The organism is Nonomuraea sp. NPDC048882 (assembly GCF_040649755.1).
GTDB lineage: Bacteria > Actinomycetota > Actinomycetes > Streptosporangiales > Streptosporangiaceae > Nonomuraea > Nonomuraea maheshkhaliensis.
Genome location: NZ_JBEZGB010000012.1, coordinates 342,561 through 360,224, shown reverse-complemented (window position 1 = coordinate 360,224; position 17,664 = coordinate 342,561). Strand labels below are relative to the sequence as shown.

Below are 17,664 nucleotides of genomic sequence, written 5' to 3'. Positions count from 1 at the left end.
GCGCCTTGAACGTGCACCGGTGATCTCCAAAGCACCATGAACGTGCGCCGGTGATTTGCGCGACGTCTTGAAGCTGCGCCGGTGATCTAGGAAACGTCCGGAACGTTTAGTCTGTGATCTACGCAACGGTTCCGCACCCCTGGAGCGCCGATGACCGCCTGGACCCCAGCCTCCATGCCCGACCTGAGCGGCAAGTCGGCCGTCGTGACCGGCGCCAACAGCGGCATCGGGTACCCCACCGCGCTGGAGCTGGCCAGGCACGGCGCCCACGTCATCGTGGCGGCGCGCGACCAGGGCAGGGGCGAGGAGGCGGTCGCGCGGATCCTGCGGGAGGTGCCCGGGGCCCAGGTCGAGTACGGGCGGCTCGACCTCGCCGATCTCTCCTCGGTCAGGGGCTTCGCCGCGGGTGTGCGCAAGCTCGACCTGCTGATCAACAACGCCGGCATCGCCATGATCCCCAGGAGCACGACCAGGGACGGCTTCGAGATGCAGTTCGGCACCAACCACCTGGGGCACTTCGCGCTCACCGGGCTGCTGCTGCCGCTGCTGATCGCCGCTCCAGGCGCCCGGGTCGTGACCGTGACCAGCGACGCGCACAACGCGGGCCGGATCGACTTCGACGATCTGGGCCTGGAGCGCCGCTACGGCCGCATGTCCGCGTACGGGCGCTCCAAGCTCGCCAACGTGCTGTTCGCGCTGGAACTGCAGCGGCGGGCCGACAAGGCGGGGGTCGATCTGCTCAGCACGGCGACCCATCCCGGCGTGACGGCCACCCGGATCGTCAAGCTGGGGCTGTTGCAGCCGCTGGTGGGGCTGGTGCTGAAGCCGGCCGCGGCGGGCGCCGTCCCCTCGCTGTACGCGGCCACCTCGCCCGACGTGCGCGGCGGCGAGTACTTCGGCCCCAAGGCCAAGCTGCTCGTCCCGTCGGAGCGGGCCCGCTCGGAGGAACTGGCCGCGCGCCTGTGGGAGGTCTCGGCCGAGCTGACGGGTGTGCGGTTCGAGGCGCTGGCCGGCCGCTGAAAGGACGGGCTCGCGTCGGTGTCTGGGGACGTCTGGCGGCGACTCGGCTACTGGGAAGTTCGGCGGAGACTCGTCTGCCGGGGGTCGTCCGGTGGCGACTCAGCGGCGTGCGCGGGCGAGGTGGGCGCAGATGGGAAACCCCTCCCGCTCGTACGGCGCCGCCAGCCGCAGATAGCAGGCCCTGACCCGCTCGACCACCTCCGGCGGCTGCCGGCCGATGACCGCGAACCGGGGACCACCCGCCCGCACGATGTCGGCCCACCATGCGGCGAGGTCGACCCGGTGCCGCCATCTGACGTCCTCCACGGAGATCCGGCTGAACCCGGCCCGCGCCAGCAGCGCGGCGAAGCGCTCGGGTGTGTCGTGCGCGGTGAACGAGCGGACCGGCGGTTCGTAGGGGACCCCGGCGGCGGCGATGGCGTCGGCGATCACGCCGGTGGCCGTCATCTCGTCGGCCTTCCACCAGGTCAGGCCGATCGTGCCGCCCGGCCGCAGCACACGGTGCAGCTCGGTCAGTGCCGCGGCGGCGTCGGGAACGTGATTGATGATGAAATTTCCGGCTATTACGTCAAATTGCTCGTCATCGAACGGCAACTCGGGCAGCGCCGCCGGCCGGACCGTCGCGGACGGATTACGGCGGGCGGTCAGCGCCACCATGCCCGGATCGACGTCCACGGCCGTCACCTCGGCCCCCGCCGCCAGCGCCGCCGCCGTCACCACCCCGGTGCCACAGCCCACGTCGAGCAGGCGCAGGGCGCGGCCCCCCGCCACGCGGTCCTCGTCGAGCAAGCGCACGGCACGGTCGCAAGCCACGGAGGCGACGAGGAGACCGGCGGTGTGGGCTGTGAGGCGGGCGAAGCCGCGGTCGTAGGCTTCGGCATCGGTCACGCGCCCCAGCCTAGCTCGGCCAAAGAATCTGACAAATGACTGTGAGATTTAGCGGCGAAGCCTGTATTTCCGGGAAACCCCGCATCTATGGTCGTCGGCATGACCCTTGACGCCTTCATCGACGCCCTGCCCAAGGTCGAACTGCACGTGCACCTGGTGGGCTCGGCCTCGGTGCCCACCGTGCTGGAGCTGTCGCGCCGCCATCCCGGCATCGAGGTGCCCACCTCGGAGGAGGAGCTGCGCCGCTTCTACACCTTCACCGACTTCCCCCACTTCGCCCAGGTCTACGGGGCCGTCAACTCCCTGATACGCGAGCCGGAGGACGTGGCCACCCTCGTCCTCGGCCTGGCCCGCGACCTCGTCCCGCAAGGGGTCAGGTACGCCGAGTTGCAGGTCACCCCGTACGCGCACCACATGGTCGGCCTGCCCATGCGGGCCGTCACCGAGGCGCTGGACGTGGCCTCCAGCCGTTCGCTCAGCGAGTACGGGGTCGAGATGGCCTACATCTTCGACATCCCCGGCGAGTACGGCGAGGAGGCCGCGAAGGTGACCCTGGAGCACGCCCTTCGAGAACCTCCCGCCGCGTTGGTAGGTTTCGGCATCGGTGGGATCGAGCAGGAACGCCCCAAACACCGCGACGCCTACCGGTCGGCGTTCTCGGCCGCCCGCGCGGCGGGCCTGCACAGCGTGCCCCACGGCGGGGAGATGAGCGGCCCCGAGACGATCTGGGAGGTCATCGACGGCTACGGCGCCGAGCGCATCGGCCACGGCATCAACTGCCTGTCCGATCCCCGCCTGGTGGCGTACCTGCGCGAGACGCAGCTGCCGCTGGACGTGTGCCCGACCTCCAACGTGTGCACGGGCCAGGTCGCCGGGATCGAGGACCACCCGCTGCCCCGGCTGCTGGAGGAGGGGCTGTTCGTCACGCTCAACAGCGACGACCCGCCGATGTTCGCCACGACGACGGCCGCGGAGTACCGGGCGGTGGCGCGGGCGTTCGGGTTCGGGAAGGAGCGGTTGGCGGAGTTCGCGCGGAACGGGGTGCGGGCGTCGTACCTGAGCGAGGAGCGCAAGCGGCAGCTCATCGAGGAGATCGACACGCTGACCGGCCAGGAGGCCGCACAGACGCCGGGCGCGCAGGGACCGGCCCAGGGGCCGGGCGCGTAGAGACCGGCCGGGGAAACGAGCGCGAGCAGGCCGGCGGGAACCCACCCCAGAGGGTGAGCAGGCCGGCGTGAACCGCCACAGGCGTGACCCCGGCCGATCGGCGAGGGTCACGCCTGTGACGGGCCCGCAGGCGTTACGGGGAGGCGATGCGGCCCAGGCCCGGCGGGATCTTGCCGGCCGCCGCCCGGTCCAGCAGGAACAGCGTCCGCCCCCGCCCCCTGGCCCCAGCCGCGGGCACCTGGACGGGCCCGGACTTCGACAGGGCCAGCCGTACCGCGCCCGACTTCTCCTCACCGGCCGCCACCACCCACACCTCACGCGAGGCCTGGATGGCGGGCAGCGTCAGCGAGATGCGCGTGGGCGGCGGCTTCGGCGAGCCGTGCACCGCCACCACCGGGCGCGTGTCGTAGAGCGCGGGCAGGCCGGGGAACAGCGAGGCCACGTGCGCGTCGGGGCCCATGCCGAGCAGCATCACGTCGAAGTTCGGGACCGGCCCGTGATCCTCGGGCCTGGCGGCCCTGCGCAGCTCGGCGGCATAGGCGTCGGCGGACTCCTCGGCCGTCATGCCCGAGTCGGGGCCGCGCATGACGTGGACCCGCTCGGGGTCCACGTCCACGTGGTCGAGCAGCGCCTCGCGAGCTCCGGTCTCGTTGCGCTCCTTGTCGCCCGAGGGGACGAACCGCTCGTCGCCCCACCACACGTCCAGGCGCCGCCAGTCGACGGCGTCCCTGGCCGGGGTGGCGGCGATGGCGGCCAGCGTGGCCGTGCCGACCGTGCCGCCCGTCAGGACGATCGAGGCCGACCCCTTGGCCGACTGCACGTCGACCAGGCGGGTGATGATCCGCGCCGCCACGGCCTTGGCCAGGACGTCCGCGTCGCGGTGCACGACGATGCCGGGAACGCTCACGGTCGCCATCCCTTGAACTGTCGTCATCCCTTGTACGTCCTAGCGAACCGCTTGACGGCGGTCTCGTAGATCTCGTCGGTGTCCAGCCTGCGCAGCTCCTCGGCCATCAGCTCCGAGGTCTGCCGCCTGGCCAGGGCCACGTTGCGGTCGGGCTGGCCGGGGCGCGACAGCTTAGCCAGCCGGGCGTCGGTCCTGACCACGGCGAGCTCGCCGTCGCCCAGCTGCAGGCGTACGGCGGTCAGGCCGGGGCCGGCGGACTCGGCGACCTTCATGCTCACGCCCAGCCGCTCCGACAGCCAGGCGGCCAGCAGCGGCGCGCTCGGATGCCCGGGAGCGGCCTCCACGACGCCCTTGCGCACCTTGCCCACCGGCTGGTCGAACGCGGCCGCCAGCAGGCTGCGCCACGGCGTCAGCCGGGCCCAGGCCAGGTCGGTGTCGCCGCGGGCGTACCCCTTGGCCCTGATCACCAGCGACTTGACGCCGCCGTCGTCGAAGCCCTTGGCGTCGGTGATGCGGCGCTGCGCCAGCGCCCCGATCGCGTCCTTGGAGGGCACGTCGGGAGCCGCGCCCGGCCACCACGCCACCACCGGGGTGTCGGGCAGCAGCAGCGGGCTGACCACGGAGTCGGCGTGCTCGGTCAGCTCGCCGTACAGGCGCAGCACGACGACCTCGCCGGGCGTGTTCTCGCCGATCCGCAGCTCGGCGTCGAGCCTGATGGGCTCGTCCTCCTCGCGCTTGATCACGACGATGATGCGCGACGGGTGCTCGCGGGCCGCCTCGGTGGCCGCGCGCAGCGCGTCGTACTGGTGGCGCTCCTCGCTGATCACGACGAGCGTCAGCACCATGCCGATGGCCGGCGCGCCCATCTGGTGCCGCAGGTGCATGAACTGGGCGGCGATCTTGCCCGCCGTCGTGTCCGTCAGCATGAACGTGGTCATGAGCCCTCCTTCGTCGGTCTCGTGACCACGGTGGTGCTGCGTCTGATGGTTCGCTCGCTCACTAGAGCCTCCTCCACACCCGGCCGTCGCGGGCCATCATCGCGTCGGCCGACTCGGGCCCCCACGATCCTGACTCGTAGCCCTCGGGCTGGCCCTGCGTGGTCCAGAACTCCTCGATCGGGTCGAGGATCTTCCACGACAGCTCCACCTCCCGCTGGTGCGGGAAGAGCGGCGGGTCGCCGATCATCACGTCGAGCAGCAGCCGCTCGTACGCCTCCGGCGACGACTCCAGGAACGACTCCCCGTAGGCGAAGTCCATGGAGACGTCGCGGACCTCCATCTGCGTGCCCGGCACCTTCGAGCCGAAGCGCACCGTGATGCCCTCGTCCGGCTGCACCCGGATGACCAGGGCGTTCTGGCCCAGGATCTCGGTGTCGTCGGCGCTGAAGGGCAGGTGCGGGGCCCGCTGGAACACCACGGCCACCTCTGTCACCCGGCGGCCCAGGCGCTTGCCCGTGCGCAGGTAGAAGGGCACCCCGGCCCAGCGCCGGTTGGCGATCTCCAGCTTGATGGCGGCGTAGGTCTCGGTCGTGGACTCGGCCGAGATGCCGTCCTCCTGGAGGTAGCCGACCACCTTCTCGCCGCCCTGCCAGCCGGCGGAGTACTGGCCGCGGGCCGTGTTGAGCGCCAGGTTGGCCGGCAGGCGCACGGCCTTGAGCACCTTCTCCTTCTCCCGCCGCAGCGCCGAGGCGTCGAAGGAGGTCGGGTCCTCCATGGCGACGAGGGCGAGCAGCTGGAGCAGGTGGTTCTGGATCACGTCGCGGGCGGCGCCGATGCCGTCGTAGTAGCCGGCCCGGCCGCCGATGCCGATGTCCTCGGCCATCGTGATCTGCACGTGGTCGACGAAGCTGCGGTTCCAGATGGGCTCGTAGAGGTTGTTGGCGAACCTCAGCGCCATGATGTTCTGGACGGTCTCCTTGCCCAGGTAGTGGTCGATCCTGAAGATCGAGCTCTCCGGGAAGGCCGAGGTGGTGATCTCGTTCAGCTCGTGGGCCGACTGCAGGTCGTGGCCGAACGGCTTCTCGATGACCACCCGCCGCCACGAGCCGTCGGGCGCGTCGGACAATCCGGTCCGCTTGAGCTGCTCCACCACCGTCGGGAAGAACTTCGGCGGCACGGACAGGTAGAAAGCGTAGTTTCCGCCCGTGCCCCTGGTCTCGTCGATCTCGGCCAAGGCCATGGCCAGCGCGTCGAAGGCCCCGTCGTCCGAGAACTCGCCAGGAACGAAGTGGATGCCCTCACGCAGCTGCTTCCATACCTCCTCGCGGAAGGGCGTCCTGGCGTGGGCCTTGACGGCGTCGTGCGTCAACTGGGCGAAGTCCTGGTCCTTCCAATCCCGCCGGGCGAACCCGACCAGGGAGAATCCGGGCGGCAGCAGCCCCCGGTTGCCCAGGTCGTAGATCGCCGGCAGCAGCTTGCGCTTGGCCAGGTCCCCCGTCACGCCGAACAACACCATCACACATGGTCCCGCCACCCGGGGCAGCCGCTTGTCGCGCGGATCGCGCAGCGGGTTGGCGGCTGCCACCTCCATGGTGGTGGCGGTGCCCGCGACGGCGGCCGCCACGGTGGCGGCCTCCTCCGCGGGTGCTGCCGGGTCTGTCATCTCAAGCCTCCTGTGCGGCTGCGAGCAAACGCGCGACTCCGGCCGCGCGGTCGGTCAAATGCAGGCGTACGGCCGGGCGCCCGCGGGTCTCCAGCGCCCCCAGGTCGCCGAGCGCCTGCGCGAGCTGGAGCCGGCCCAGCGTGTACGGTCTGCCCGGCACGGCGACGTCGTCGGTCACCGCCCCGGTGATCTGCAGGAACACCCCGTTCTGCGGGCCACCCTTGTGATATTGCCCCGTCGAATGCAGATATCGCGGCCCCCACCCGAACGTGACCGGCCGGTCGGTGCGCAGCGCGAGCAGCGCCCGCAGCGTGGCAGGGTCGGCCATCATCCAGGCGTCGGTCATCTGCTCGAAGTCGGCCCCGTCGGGCACCGGCGTGTCGAAGGCCGCCAGCCGGTCGAGGAAGGCGGTGATCGCCAGGTAGCCGTCGCCGGGAACGGCGTCGAGCAACTCGGAGAACAGGTGGGGCAGGTCCTTGGCCGTCGTCGGCCCGTACGCCTCGACCGGGCCGTCCACGAACGCGGGCGCGCCGGCGGGCAGGTCGGGCAGGTCGGGCAGGTCAAGCAGAGCGGCGGTGTTCGCCTTCGACTCGGCCACGTTCGGCTGGTCGAAGGGGTCGATGCCGAGCACGGTCCCGGCGATGGCGGTGGCGTACTCCCAGACGAGGAACTGCGCGCCGAGCGGCCCGTCGACGCGGACGTCGCCGACGTCGGACTCGATCGCCACGACCAGCTCGTCAGCCGTCCCCGAAGGGTCGGCGGCCACGACAGGCAGGATCCCCCTGCCCTGCTTGCCGGTGGACTCGGCGACGAGCTGCTCGATCCAGTCGGGCAGCCCGGTGATGGCCGAGAGCTGGTCTTCGAGCAGCAGCTTGTCGCGCCCGGCCAGGGCCGCGCCGGCGAGCGCGGCGCCCAGGTCGAGGCCGGGATTGCCGCTGTCGAGCGACAGCAGCGCCAGCACCTCTTCCGCGTCGTCGAGCAGCCGCTCGACGTCGGCGCCCGCCAGCGCGGCGGGCACCAGCCCGAACGCCGACAGCGCCGAATAACGGCCCCCCACGCCGGGAGGGCCGAGCACCAGGTCGTAGCCGGACTCCACGGCCCGCCGCTCCAGCGGCGAGCCCGGGTCGGTGACGACCACGACGCGGCCCGCGGGCGCGAGGCCCGCCTCGGTGAAGAGCCCCTCGTAGATCCGCAGCAGGCAGTCGGTCTCCACGGTCGAGCCGCTCTTGCTCGCCACCACCAGGACCGTGGACTCCAGCCCCTCGGCCAGGGCCCGGCGGACCTGCCCGGGATCGCTCGTGTCGAGCACCGTGAGCGGCACGTCGGCGGTGTCGCAGATGACCTGCGCCGCCAGCGAGGAGCCGCCCATCCCGGCCAGGACCACGTTCGTCAGGCCCGCGGCGCGGGTCCGGCCCGCGAGCTCGCCCAGGACGGGCAGCAGCTCGCGGGAGGAGCGGGGCAGGGTCAGCCAGCCGAGCCTGACCGCCGCCTCCGCCTCGGCGTCCTCACCCCACAGCGTGGGGTCGCCGGCGGCGAGCCGCGCGGGCACGCCGTCGGCGACGAGGCGCCCCGCGACGGAGGAGGCGGCCGAGGCCACCCCCTCCTCGCGGTAAGAGACCTCCATCACGGAACCAGGTTCTTGGTGACGCTCTCGAGCAGCTCGTTCCAGGACGCCTCGAACTTCTCCACGCCCTCGTCCTCCAGGACCTTCACCACGTCGTCGTAGTCGACGCCGGCGTCCTTGAGCGCGGCCATGGTGTTCCAGGCCTGCTCGTAGAAGGGGCGCACGGTGTCGCCGGTGATGTTGGCGTGGTCAGCCGTGGCGTCGAGCGTCTTCTCCGGCATCGTGTTGACGGTGCCGGGCGCGACGAGCTGGTCGACGTAGAGGGTGTCGGAGTATTCGGGGTTCTTGACCCCGGTCGAGGCCCACAGCGGCCGCTGCGGGCGCGCGCCGGCGGCGCGCAGGCGCTGCCAGCGCTCGGAGTTGACGACGTCCTCGAACGCCGCGTACGCCAGGCGCGCGTTGGCCACGCCCGCCTTGCCCTTGAGCTCGGGCTTGCCGAGCTGGTCGAGCCGCTTGTCGATCTCGGTGTCGACGCGGCTGACGAAGAAGGAGGCCACCGACTCGATCGAGCTCAGGTCGAGACCCTTGGCCTGGGCCGCCTCCAACCCCGTCAGCCAGGCGTCCATGACGGCGCGGTAGCGCTCAAGGGAGAAGATCAGCGTGACGTTGACGCTGATGCCCTCGGAGATCGCCTGCGTGATCGCGGGCAGCCCCTCCACCGTGGCCGGGATCTTGATCAGCAGGTTGGGCCGGTCGACCAGCCACCACAGCGCGCGGGCCTCGGCGATCGTCTTCTCGCTCTCGCGGGCCAGGCGCGGGTCCACCTCCAGCGACACGCGGCCGTCCACGCCGCCGCTGGCGTCGTAGACCGGGCGCAGCACGTCGGCGGCCCAGCGGATGTCGTAGGTGGTGATGGCGCGCACGGCCTCGCCCACGTCGACGCCGCGTACGGCCAGGTCGTGCAGCTGGCTGTCGTAGGCGTCGCCCTTGCTCAGCGCGTTGGCGAAGATCGTCGGGTTGGAGGTCACCCCGACGACGTTCTTCTCCTTGATCAGCTGGTCGAGGTTGCCCGTGCGCAGGCGCTCGCGGCTGATGTCGTCGAGCCAGATGGCAACGCCCTGGCCGGACAGCTTGTTGAGGTTCTCGCTCATGATCTTTCTCAGTTTCCCGTCGTCTCGCCCTTGTCCTGACCCAGCTTGGCCAGGCTCGCCTTGGCCGCGGCCGCCACGCGCTCCGCCGTCAGTCCGAACTGCTCGTACAAAGTTCTGTACGGGGCGGAGGCACCGAAGTGTTCGAGACTGACCACTTCGCCGCACTCGCCGACGTAGGCGTGCCAGCCGAGCGCGATGCCCGCCTCGACCGCCACGCGAGCCCGGATCGACGAGGGCAGAACCGTCTGCCTGTATGCGGAATCCTGCCCGTTGAACCACTCCACACACGGCATCGAGACCACTCGCGTGGGGATGCCCTGCGCCTCCAGGATCTCGCGGCCGTTGACCGCGATCTCCACCTCGCTGCCGGTGGCGATGAGGATGACCCTCGGCTGGCCGTTGGACGCCTCGCGCAGCACGTAGCCGCCGCGGGCCACGCCGTCGGCGCTCGTGCCCTCGTAGACCGGCAGGTTCTGCCGGGTGAGCGCCAGCGCGGCGGGCCGGTCGGTGTGCTCCAGCACGGCCTTCCACGCGTACGCGGTCTCGTTGGCGTCGGCCGGGCGCACCACGTCGAGGCCGGGGATCGCGCGCAGCGCCCACAGGTGCTCGATCGGCTGGTGGGTCGGGCCGTCCTCGCCCAGGCCGATGGAGTCGTGCGTCCACACGTACGTGACCGGCAGCTTCATCAGCGCGGCCAGGCGCACCGAGGGACGCATGTAGTCGGAGAAGACCAGGAACGTGCCGCCGTAGGGGCGGGTGCCGCCGTGCAGCGCGATGCCGTTGAGAATGGCGCCCATGGCGTGCTCGCGGATGCCGAAGTGCAGCGTGCGGCCGTAGCGGTTGCCGGGGAACGCCTTGGTCTGGAACTCCTCGGGGATGAAGGACGGCTCGCCCTTCATCGTGGTGTTGTTGGACTCGGCCAGGTCGGCCGAGCCGCCCCACAGCTCGGGCAGCACCGGCGCCAGCGCGTTGAGCACCTCGCCGGAGGCCTTGCGGGTGGCGACCGAGGAGCCCTTCTCGAACGAGGGCAGCGCGGTGGCCCAGCCGGCCGGCAGCTCCCGGTGGGAGATGCGGTCGAGCTCGGCGGCGCGCTCGGGGTTGGCCAGGCGCCACTCGGCGTAGGACTTCTCCCACTCGGCGTGCTCGGCGCGGCCGCGCTGGGCGATGCCGCGGGCGTGGTCGAGCACCCCGGCCGGCACGTCGAACGTCTTGGCCGGGTCCATGCCCAGCACCTGCTTGGTGGCGGCGACCTCGGACTCGCCCAGGGCGGACCCGTGGATCTTGCCGGTGTTCTGCTTGTTGGGCGCGGGCCAGCCGATGATCGTGCGCAGCCGGATGAACGACGGGCGGTCGGTCTCGGCCTTGGCCTTCTGGAGGGCTTCGTACAGGGCCGGGACGTCCTCGGCGTAGTCGCCGGTCGCGGTCCAGTCGACGCTCTCGGTGTGCCAGCCGTAGGCCTGGTAGCGCGCGACCACGTCCTCGGACTTGGCGATCTGCGTGTCGTCCTCGATGGAGATGTGGTTGTCGTCCCAGACGACGATGAGGTTGCCCAGCTTCTGGTGGCCGGCGAGCGCGCTGGCCTCGTGGCTGATGCCCTCCTCGATGTCGCCGTCGCTGACGAAGCACCAGATGTGGTGGTCGAACGGCGAGGCGCCCTGCGCGGCCTCGGGGTCGAACAGGCCGCGCTCGCGGCGGGCGGCCATCGCCATGCCGACCGCGTTGCCCAGGCCCTGGCCCAGCGGGCCCGTCGTCGTCTCCACGCCGGCCGTGTGGCCGTGCTCGGGGTGGCCGGGCGTCAGGCTGTCCCACTGGCGCAGCCGCCGCAGGTCGTCGAGCGTCAGCCCGTAGCCGGAAAGGTAGAGCTGGATGTAGAGCGTCAGGCTCGAATGGCCGCACGACAGGACGAAACGGTCGCGCCCGAGCCAGTTCGGATCGGTCGGGTCGTGGCGCATGACACGCTGGAACAGCAGGTATGCGGCGGGGGCCAGGCTCATGGCGGTGCCGGGGTGACCCGAGCCCGCCTTCTCCACTGCGTCCATCGCCAGGGCTCGAACGACGTCGACCGCCTGCTTGTCCAGGTCGGTCCATTCAAGGGCTGGCACGAGTTCGGTGCTCAAGTGCTCGATCTCCGGAATCTAGTTGTCGTGGTGGTGCCGGTCGGCTGTCCCGCCCCGCGGCCGACCGCCTTCGGCGGCCCGCCGCAGGTTGTGCGGCCCGCGCCTACACGGGACCCTAACCGAGTGGAGATGGCGATCGATTCCCATTCCACCCGCGCGTGTCCATGTAGGCCCGGACTCCGTCGGGTTCGTCCGGCCGGGACGGCGCAAGCCCCCCATTGGCCGGACCGGCCGACCCTGCGACTACAGTTTGGTTGTTCGCAGGGGCGTCACGGCGCCCGCCCATGGATCCGCTCTTATCAGAGGTTACGCGTTGACTCCGCACAGGCTGGAAGCGCCTTGACGGTGCTGACCAACAGGCACGCGACGGCCCCCTCACCGCAGGTGGAGGCGCCGCGCTCGATAGGCATGACCATCAAGGCCTATATCGCGCTCACCAAGCCGCGGATCATCGAGTTGCTGCTGATCACGACGCTGCCGGTGATGTTCCTCGCCGCCGGCGGCCTGCCGCCGCTGTGGACCTCGATCGCGGTCATGGTGTTCGGCACCCTGTCGGCGGGCAGCGCCAACGCGCTCAACTGCTACGTGGACCGCGACATCGACCAGAAGATGCGCCGCACCCGCCGCAGGCCGCTGGCCAGGCACCAGGTCTCGCCCCGCGGCGCGCTGATCTTCGGCATCGTGCTGGGCGTGCTGTCCACGCTGGGCCTGTGGCTGACCACCAACTGGCTGGCCGCGGTGCTGTCGCTCGCGGCGATCCTGTTCTACGTGCTGGTCTACTCGATGATCCTCAAGCGGCGCACGGCCCAGAACATCGTGTGGGGCGGCATCGCGGGCTGCATGCCGGTGATGATCGGCTGGGCCGGCATCACCGAGCGGCTCGACTGGGCGCCGCTGGTGCTGTTCGGGGTGGTGTTCTTCTGGACGCCGCCGCACACGTGGACGCTGGCCATGCGTTACAAGGAGGACTACGCGGCGGCCAAGGTGCCGATGCTGCCGGTGGTGGCCACCGAGCGGCGGGTCGTGCTGGAGTCCATCGCCTACACCTGGGCCACCGTGCTGTGCTCGCTGGCGCTGTGGCCGGTGGCGGGCACCACGCCGTTCTACGCGATCGTGGCGGCCGTGCTGGGCGCGATGTGCCTGTGGGAGGTGCACCGCCTGCTCGCCCGGCTCAACGCCGGCAAGACGGGCGTCGACCTGCGGCCGATGCGCTTCTTCCACTGGTCCAACGCCTATCTGGCGCTGCTGTTCCTGGCCGTGGCGATCGATCCGCTGCTGGCCTGAACGGCTTGCTCCCGCCCACCGCCCGGCCGTTGCGCCGGGCTTTTCCTCTTTCGTATCATGCACATATGAATAGCTCTTCAGGTGTTGTGGCGGCGCTGGACGGATGCGTGGTGCCGGAGCCGGACGCGGCCAGGGTCGCGGCCACCCGCGACCGGCTCGTGACGCCTGACGAGGCCACCCGGCTGGCCGAGCTGTTCCGCCTGCTCGGCGACCCCACGCGGGCCCGGCTGCTCTACGCGCTGCTGGAGGCGGGGGAGCTGTGCGTGTGCGACCTGGCCGACGCGGTCGAGGTGACCGACACCGCCGTCTCCCACGCGCTGCGCCTGCTGCGAACAGCCGGCATCGTGGCCAGCCGCAGGGCCGGGCGCATGATCTACTACCGGTTGGCGGACGCTCACGTCCGCATGCTCCTCGACCTGAGCAGGGAGCATCTGAAGGAGACCGGATGAGCGGCGACCACGAGCACGGGCCCAGTCATAGGCACGGTCACGGGCACGGTCACGGGCACGGTCACGGTCACGGTCACGGTCACGGTCACGGGCACGCGCTGAGCGCGGACGCCGACCGGCGTTATCTCGTCGGCGCGCTGGCGCTGATCCTCGGCTACATGGCGGTCGAGGTGATCGCCGGTGTGGCCGCCAACTCGATCGCGCTGATCTCCGACGCCGCCCACATGCTCACCGACGCCAGCGCCATCGCGCTGGCGCTGATCGCCATGCGCATCGCCGCCAGGCCGGCCAAGGGCGCCTACACCTTCGGCTACAAGCGGGCCGAGATCCTCTCCGCGCAGATCAACGGGGTGACGCTGCTGTTGCTGGTGGCGTACTTCGTCTACGAGGGCGTACGCAGGCTGCTGGAGCCGCCCGCGGTGGACGGCCCGATCGTGGTCGTCACCGCGGTGGCGGGCATCGCCGTCAACGCGCTGGCCGCCTGGCTGCTGTCCAGGGCGAACCGGCGCAGCCTCAACGTCGAGGGCGCCTTCCAGCACGTGCTCAACGACATGTACGCGTTCATCGCCACCGCCGTGTCCGGCCTCGTGGTCTGGCTGACCGGCTTCCGCCAGGCCGACACGATCGCCGCCCTGGTCGTGGCCGCGCTCATGCTCAAGGCCGGCTGGGGGCTGCTGCGCGACTCGGGCCGGGTGCTGCTCCAGGCCGCGCCCAGCGACCTCGACCCCGACGAGATCGGCCGCGTGCTGGCCGCGGAGGCGGACGTGGAGGAGATCCACGATCTCCATGTCTGGACGGTGACGAGTGGCTATCCGACCCTGTCGGCGCACGTGATCGTGGCCAGGGGCTCCGACTGCCACCGGGTGCGCTCCCGGCTGGCGGACCTGCTGAGCCGGAGGTTCGCGATCGGGCACACGACACTCCAGGTCGACCACGGTATTCCGGGTCTTGATCGGCACTGCGAGGACCCGCACGGACCCCGGCACTCTGATCCGTTAAGGTCACCGTATGGCGACCCGTGATCCACGCTGGGTGTTGAAGGACCGCCCGTCGTTCGCGTTGATCATCGGGCTGGTCCTCACCGGCATCTGCGCTCTGGTCTCGTTCTCCTTCGACGTCTTCAACGGCGCTCCGGTGCAGTTCTTCATCGCGCTGGCCCTGGCCCTGGCCCCGGTGCCGCTGCTGCTCGCGGCGGTGCTGGCGCTGGATCGGATGGAGCCGGAGCCGCGCAGCAACCTGATCTTCGCCTTCGCGTGGGGCGCGGGCGTCGCGGTGCTGGTCGCCGGCGTGATCAACTCGCTCAACCTGCACTACATCATCGACACCGCCAAGCTGTCGGAGGCCAGCGCGCGCAACATCGCGGCCACGTTCGGCGCGCCCGTGGTGGAGGAGACGATGAAGGGCCTGGTGCTGCTGGGCCTGCTCAGGTTCCGCCGGGCCGAGCTGGACGGGCCGACCGACGGCGTCATCTACGCCAGCATGGTCGGCCTCGGCTTCGCCATGAGCGAGAACGTCAGCTACTACCTCGGCGCGCTGTCCACCTCGGGCGTCAAGGGGCTGGCCGTCACGGTGGTGCTGCGCGGCATCCTGTCGCCGCTGGCGCATCCGCTGTTCAGCTCGATGATCGGGGTCGGCGTGGCGTACGCGGCCCAGCGCACCGGCCCCGAGCGGGTGACCTACGTGCTGGCCGGCTGGTCGGGGGCGATGATCCTGCACGGGCTGTGGAACGGCCTGGCCTCCTACGGCGGCTTCCCCGGGCTCGTCGTGGCCTATCTGGTGCTGCTGGTCGTCCTGGTCGTGCTCATCGGCGTGATCTTCAGGGACCGGCGGCGCATCGTGGCGCTCATCCAGCGGTATCTGCCGCCGTACGAGCCGACCAGGCTCGTCACCCAGGCCGACATCCACATGTTGTCGGCCTTCTCCCGGCGTCGCCAGGCCCGGCAGTGGGCCCGCGCCTACGGCGGCAAGCGCGGCGTGCGGGCGATGCGCGACTACCAGCTCGCCGCCACCGAGCTGGGGCTGCTGCACGAGCGGGCGGCCCGCCACATGGTCGACGAGCACACCTTCCACGAGGAGCAGCGGGCGCTGCTGGAGTGCATGAGCACGGCGCGGGCCGACTTCCCCATGCCGCTGCACACCAGGTCGGTGGCCAGGGGCTCACCTCCGCCCGGCTACGCGCCCGGCGCACCGACCTGACCTTCTGCGCAAAACGGGCGTCCGATGGGGTGGGGGAGTGGCGGACGTACCACCGCAAACCCCGGCACAACCCCTCAGACGGCGGCGGGCGTCCCGGTGGGGGAGGGGCTGACGGGGGCGGGCTCGCCGTCGCGGACCCGCAGCGAGGTGACCACCCTGAGCGCGGCGATCCAGACCAGCGTCGAGCCCAGGACGTGCATGAGCACCAGCGCGGCCGGCACGGCCAGGAACCACTGCGTGTAGCCGATCACGCCCTGGAGCAGCTCCACGCCGAGCAGCGCCAGCGCCGCCCGCCTGGCGGGCCTCGGCGCGTTGGTCACGTGGAGGGCGAACAGCAGCGCGAACGTCAGCCCCACCACCAGGTAGGCCAGATCGGCGTGGAAGCGGGCCATGGCCTCGATGTCGAGGTCGAAGCGCGAGGCCATCTCGTCGCCCGAGTGCGGCCCCGTACCGCTGACCACGACCCCGGCCACCAGCAGCGCGAACGTCGCGGCCAGCAGCACGTGGCCGAGTCTGCGGATGTCGCGGTGGGTCACCCGGCGCACGGGGCCGTCGCCCTCGCCCGCGCGCGCGTACAGCAGCCAGCAGACGGCGATCAGGCCGCTGGAGATCAGGTAGTGGGTGCCGACGGTGAACGGGTTGAGCATCGTGTTGACGACCAGCCCGCCCCACAGCGCCTGGGCGACGATGCCGGCCGGCTGCAGCCAGGCCAGGCGCACCAGCGAGACCCGGCGCGGGGCCAGCCGCAGCGCGGCCAGCACGCACGCGACGCCGACGGCCAGCACCAGGAACGTCAGCAGCCGGTTGCCGAACTCCACGGCCATGTTGAGCGGCGAGACCTCGGGGTGCGCCACCGGGACGAAGCTGTCGGGCGTGCACCTCGGCCAGGTCGGGCAGCCGAGCCCGGACTCGGTGACGCGCACGCCCGCCCCGGTCACCGTGATCCCCGCGTTGACCACCACGGACGCCAGCGCCCAGCCGCGCAGCGAGCGAGTCGTGGGTGCCCAGAAGGACAGCAGGAAACGCACGAAGAGGTTGGGGTTGTCCGTGGGTAGCTTCACGTCATCGATGGTAGGGGCCGGACCCGGCGGTCCCGCCACCGGGAACAGGCTTCTCAAGACCTCAAGGTATGTGACATATTACTGTGAGGAGGTGGTGATGTCCGACGTGATCGTCGTCGGCGCCGGAGTCGTGGGCGCGGCCTGCGCCTACTACGCCGCGCGCGCGGGCCTCGACGTGACCGTGGTCGACCGCGGGCCCGTGGCGGGCGGCACGACGGGCTCGGGCGAGGGCAACATCCTGGTGTCCGACAAGGAACCGGGGCCCGAGCTGGAGCTGGCCGTGCTGTCGAACCGGCTGTGGCGCGAGCTGGCCGAGCCGGGCGGGTTCGAGTTCGAGCCGAAGGGCGGGCTGGTCGTCGCCGAGACCGAGGACGTCCAGCGGCAGCTCACCGGCCTGGCCGCCAAGCAGGGCGTGGAGTACTCGCTCGTGGGGGCGTCCGAGCTGCGCGACCACGAGCCGCACCTGGCCGAGGGGCTGGCCGGCGGCGTCTTCTACCCGCAGGACGCGCAGGTGCAGCCCATGCTGGCCGCCGCCACCCTGCTCCGGCGCGGCGCCGGCGACCATGGGTCCCTGCGGTTGCGTCTCGGGGTCGAGGTCACCGGCGTTCTCCGCTCCGGCGAGCGGGTGACGGGCGTGCGGACGTCCGGCGGCGACATCCTCGGGGACGCCGTCGTCAACGCGGCCGGCACCTGGGGCGGCGAGATCGCCGCGCTGGCCGGCGCCCACCTGCCGATCCTGCCCAGGCGCGGGTTCATCCTCGTCACCGAGCCCCTGCGCGAGCCGCTCATCCGGCACAAGGTCTACACCGCCGCCTACGTGACCAACGTGGCCAGCGACTCCGCCGGCCTGGAGACCTCGGCCGTCGTGGAGGGCACCCCTTCGGGGACCGTGCTCATCGGGGCCAGCAGGGAGCGGGTCGGGTTCGACCGGACGACGTCGGTGCCCGTGCTGTCGATGCTGGCCGCTCAGGCGGTCGCGCTCTTCCCCGCGCTGCGGGAGGTCCGGGCGATCAGGTCGTACTGCGGCTTCCGTCCGTACTGCCCCGACCACCTGCCCGTCATCGGCGCCGACCCGCGCGTGCCCGGGCTGTATCACGCGTGCGGCCACGAAGGGGCCGGCATCGGGCTCGCCCCCGCCACCGGGCACCTGCTCGCCCAGCTCCTCACCGGCGAACCGCCCGACCTGGACCTGACCCCCTTCCGCCCGGACCGCTTCACCGAGGAGGACTCGTGACCCGCCACGTTGCCGGCGAGGCGCC

The 17,664-nt window shown here is 71.4% G+C and carries 15 protein-coding genes; 7 read left to right on the top strand and 8 right to left on the bottom strand.

What is annotated here, in order from left to right; translation table 11 throughout:
- Positions 1–150 precede the first annotated feature (150 nt).
- Positions 151–1,020 carry an oxidoreductase gene (locus AB0C27_RS37520; RefSeq protein WP_357854389.1) on the top strand — a complete coding sequence of 290 codons (870 nt, stop codon included), beginning with the start codon at positions 151–153 and terminating at the stop codon, positions 1,018–1,020.
- A 99-nt stretch (positions 1,021–1,119) separates the two neighbouring features.
- Here AB0C27_RS37520 and AB0C27_RS37515 read toward each other — a convergent pair whose 3' ends face one another.
- The gene (locus AB0C27_RS37515; protein ID WP_357854386.1) at positions 1,120–1,908 is read right to left on the bottom strand and encodes a methyltransferase domain-containing protein; all 789 of its coding nucleotides are present in this window, start codon (positions 1,906–1,908) and stop codon (positions 1,120–1,122) included.
- A gap of 99 nt (positions 1,909–2,007) precedes the next feature.
- On the opposite strand from AB0C27_RS37515, the gene add reads away from it, so the two are divergent.
- Positions 2,008–3,075 (top strand): adenosine deaminase, encoded by a 1,068-nt coding sequence (add, locus tag AB0C27_RS37510; protein ID WP_357854383.1) that lies wholly within the window; start codon positions 2,008–2,010, stop codon positions 3,073–3,075.
- Positions 3,076–3,208: 133 nt separating this feature from the next.
- Here the strand turns inward: add and pgl are convergent, their stop codons facing one another.
- The 6 genes from pgl to tkt all read right to left on the bottom strand — a co-directional run bounded on the left by pgl (position 3,209) and on the right by tkt (position 11,337).
- Positions 3,209–3,982 carry a 6-phosphogluconolactonase gene (gene pgl / locus AB0C27_RS37505; RefSeq protein ID WP_357854518.1) on the bottom strand — a complete coding sequence of 258 codons (774 nt, stop codon included), beginning with the start codon at positions 3,980–3,982 and terminating at the stop codon, positions 3,209–3,211.
- 23 nt (positions 3,983–4,005) lie between these two features.
- On the bottom strand, positions 4,006–4,920 hold the full coding sequence (locus AB0C27_RS37500) for a glucose-6-phosphate dehydrogenase assembly protein OpcA (protein WP_357854380.1): 915 nt from the start codon (positions 4,918–4,920) through the stop codon (positions 4,006–4,008).
- A 61-nt stretch (positions 4,921–4,981) separates the two neighbouring features.
- Complete coding sequence (gene zwf, locus AB0C27_RS37495; protein ID WP_357854515.1) at positions 4,982–6,511, bottom strand: glucose-6-phosphate dehydrogenase; 1,530 nt, start codon at positions 6,509–6,511, stop codon at positions 4,982–4,984.
- 73 nt (positions 6,512–6,584) lie between these two features.
- Positions 6,585–8,207, bottom strand: coding sequence for a glucose-6-phosphate isomerase (locus AB0C27_RS37490; protein ID WP_357854512.1), 1,623 nt, complete (start codon positions 8,205–8,207; stop codon positions 6,585–6,587).
- The gene (tal, locus tag AB0C27_RS37485) at positions 8,207–9,298 is read right to left on the bottom strand and encodes a transaldolase (RefSeq protein ID WP_357854377.1); all 1,092 of its coding nucleotides are present in this window, start codon (positions 9,296–9,298) and stop codon (positions 8,207–8,209) included. Before tal ends, AB0C27_RS37490 begins: the two co-directional genes overlap by 1 nt.
- An 8-nt stretch (positions 9,299–9,306) precedes the next feature.
- Complete coding sequence (tkt, locus tag AB0C27_RS37480) at positions 9,307–11,337, bottom strand: transketolase (protein ID WP_357854509.1); 2,031 nt, start codon at positions 11,335–11,337, stop codon at positions 9,307–9,309.
- Positions 11,338–11,754: 417 nt separating this feature from the next.
- Here tkt and AB0C27_RS37475 point away from each other — a divergent pair, with 417 nt between their 5' ends.
- The 4 genes from AB0C27_RS37475 (at position 11,755) to AB0C27_RS37460 (ending at position 15,344) form a co-directional block, all read left to right on the top strand.
- On the top strand, positions 11,755–12,699 hold the full coding sequence (locus tag AB0C27_RS37475) for a heme o synthase (protein WP_357854374.1): 945 nt from the start codon (positions 11,755–11,757) through the stop codon (positions 12,697–12,699).
- 65 nt (positions 12,700–12,764) lie between these two features.
- Positions 12,765–13,148: a metalloregulator ArsR/SmtB family transcription factor gene (locus AB0C27_RS37470; RefSeq protein ID WP_106251496.1), complete on the top strand. Its 384-nt coding sequence runs from the start codon at positions 12,765–12,767 to the stop codon at positions 13,146–13,148.
- Positions 13,145–14,170 carry a cation diffusion facilitator family transporter gene (locus AB0C27_RS37465; RefSeq protein WP_357854370.1) on the top strand — a complete coding sequence of 342 codons (1,026 nt, stop codon included), beginning with the start codon at positions 13,145–13,147 and terminating at the stop codon, positions 14,168–14,170. The genes AB0C27_RS37470 and AB0C27_RS37465 overlap by 4 nt, the downstream gene beginning before the upstream one ends.
- Positions 14,157–15,344 (top strand): PrsW family intramembrane metalloprotease, encoded by a 1,188-nt coding sequence (locus AB0C27_RS37460; protein ID WP_357854368.1) that lies wholly within the window; start codon positions 14,157–14,159, stop codon positions 15,342–15,344. The genes AB0C27_RS37465 and AB0C27_RS37460 overlap by 14 nt, the downstream gene beginning before the upstream one ends.
- A 74-nt stretch (positions 15,345–15,418) precedes the next feature.
- Here AB0C27_RS37460 and AB0C27_RS37455 read toward each other — a convergent pair whose 3' ends face one another.
- Complete coding sequence (locus AB0C27_RS37455) at positions 15,419–16,405, bottom strand: COX15/CtaA family protein (RefSeq protein WP_357854366.1); 987 nt, start codon at positions 16,403–16,405, stop codon at positions 15,419–15,421.
- 97 nt (positions 16,406–16,502) lie between these two features.
- Here AB0C27_RS37455 and AB0C27_RS37450 point away from each other — a divergent pair, with 97 nt between their 5' ends.
- Positions 16,503–17,639: an FAD-dependent oxidoreductase gene (locus AB0C27_RS37450; RefSeq protein ID WP_357854363.1), complete on the top strand. Its 1,137-nt coding sequence runs from the start codon at positions 16,503–16,505 to the stop codon at positions 17,637–17,639.
- The last annotated feature ends 25 nt before the right edge of the window (positions 17,640–17,664 follow it).

Excerpts from the sequence above, each read along its gene's own strand:
- AB0C27_RS37520 (WP_357854389.1), top strand. The coding sequence starts at position 151 with ATGACCGCCTGGACCCCAGCCTCCATGCCCGACCTGAGCGGCAAGTCG.
- add (WP_357854383.1), top strand. The coding sequence starts at position 2,008 with ATGACCCTTGACGCCTTCATCGACGCCCTGCCCAAGGTCGAACTGCAC.
- AB0C27_RS37500 (WP_357854380.1), bottom strand. The coding sequence starts at position 4,920 with ATGACCACGTTCATGCTGACGGACACGACGGCGGGCAAGATCGCCGCC.
- zwf (WP_357854515.1), bottom strand. The coding sequence starts at position 6,511 with ATGGAGGTGGCAGCCGCCAACCCGCTGCGCGATCCGCGCGACAAGCGG.
- AB0C27_RS37490 (WP_357854512.1), bottom strand. The coding sequence starts at position 8,207 with ATGGAGGTCTCTTACCGCGAGGAGGGGGTGGCCTCGGCCGCCTCCTCC.
- tal (WP_357854377.1), bottom strand. The coding sequence starts at position 9,298 with ATGAGCGAGAACCTCAACAAGCTGTCCGGCCAGGGCGTTGCCATCTGG.
- tkt (WP_357854509.1), bottom strand. The coding sequence starts at position 11,337 with ATGGACGCAGTGGAGAAGGCGGGCTCGGGTCACCCCGGCACCGCCATG.
- AB0C27_RS37470 (WP_106251496.1), top strand. The coding sequence starts at position 12,765 with ATGAATAGCTCTTCAGGTGTTGTGGCGGCGCTGGACGGATGCGTGGTG.
- AB0C27_RS37465 (WP_357854370.1), top strand. The coding sequence starts at position 13,145 with ATGAGCGGCGACCACGAGCACGGGCCCAGTCATAGGCACGGTCACGGG.
- AB0C27_RS37460 (WP_357854368.1), top strand. The coding sequence starts at position 14,157 with ATGGCGACCCGTGATCCACGCTGGGTGTTGAAGGACCGCCCGTCGTTC.
- AB0C27_RS37450 (WP_357854363.1), top strand. The coding sequence starts at position 16,503 with ATGTCCGACGTGATCGTCGTCGGCGCCGGAGTCGTGGGCGCGGCCTGC.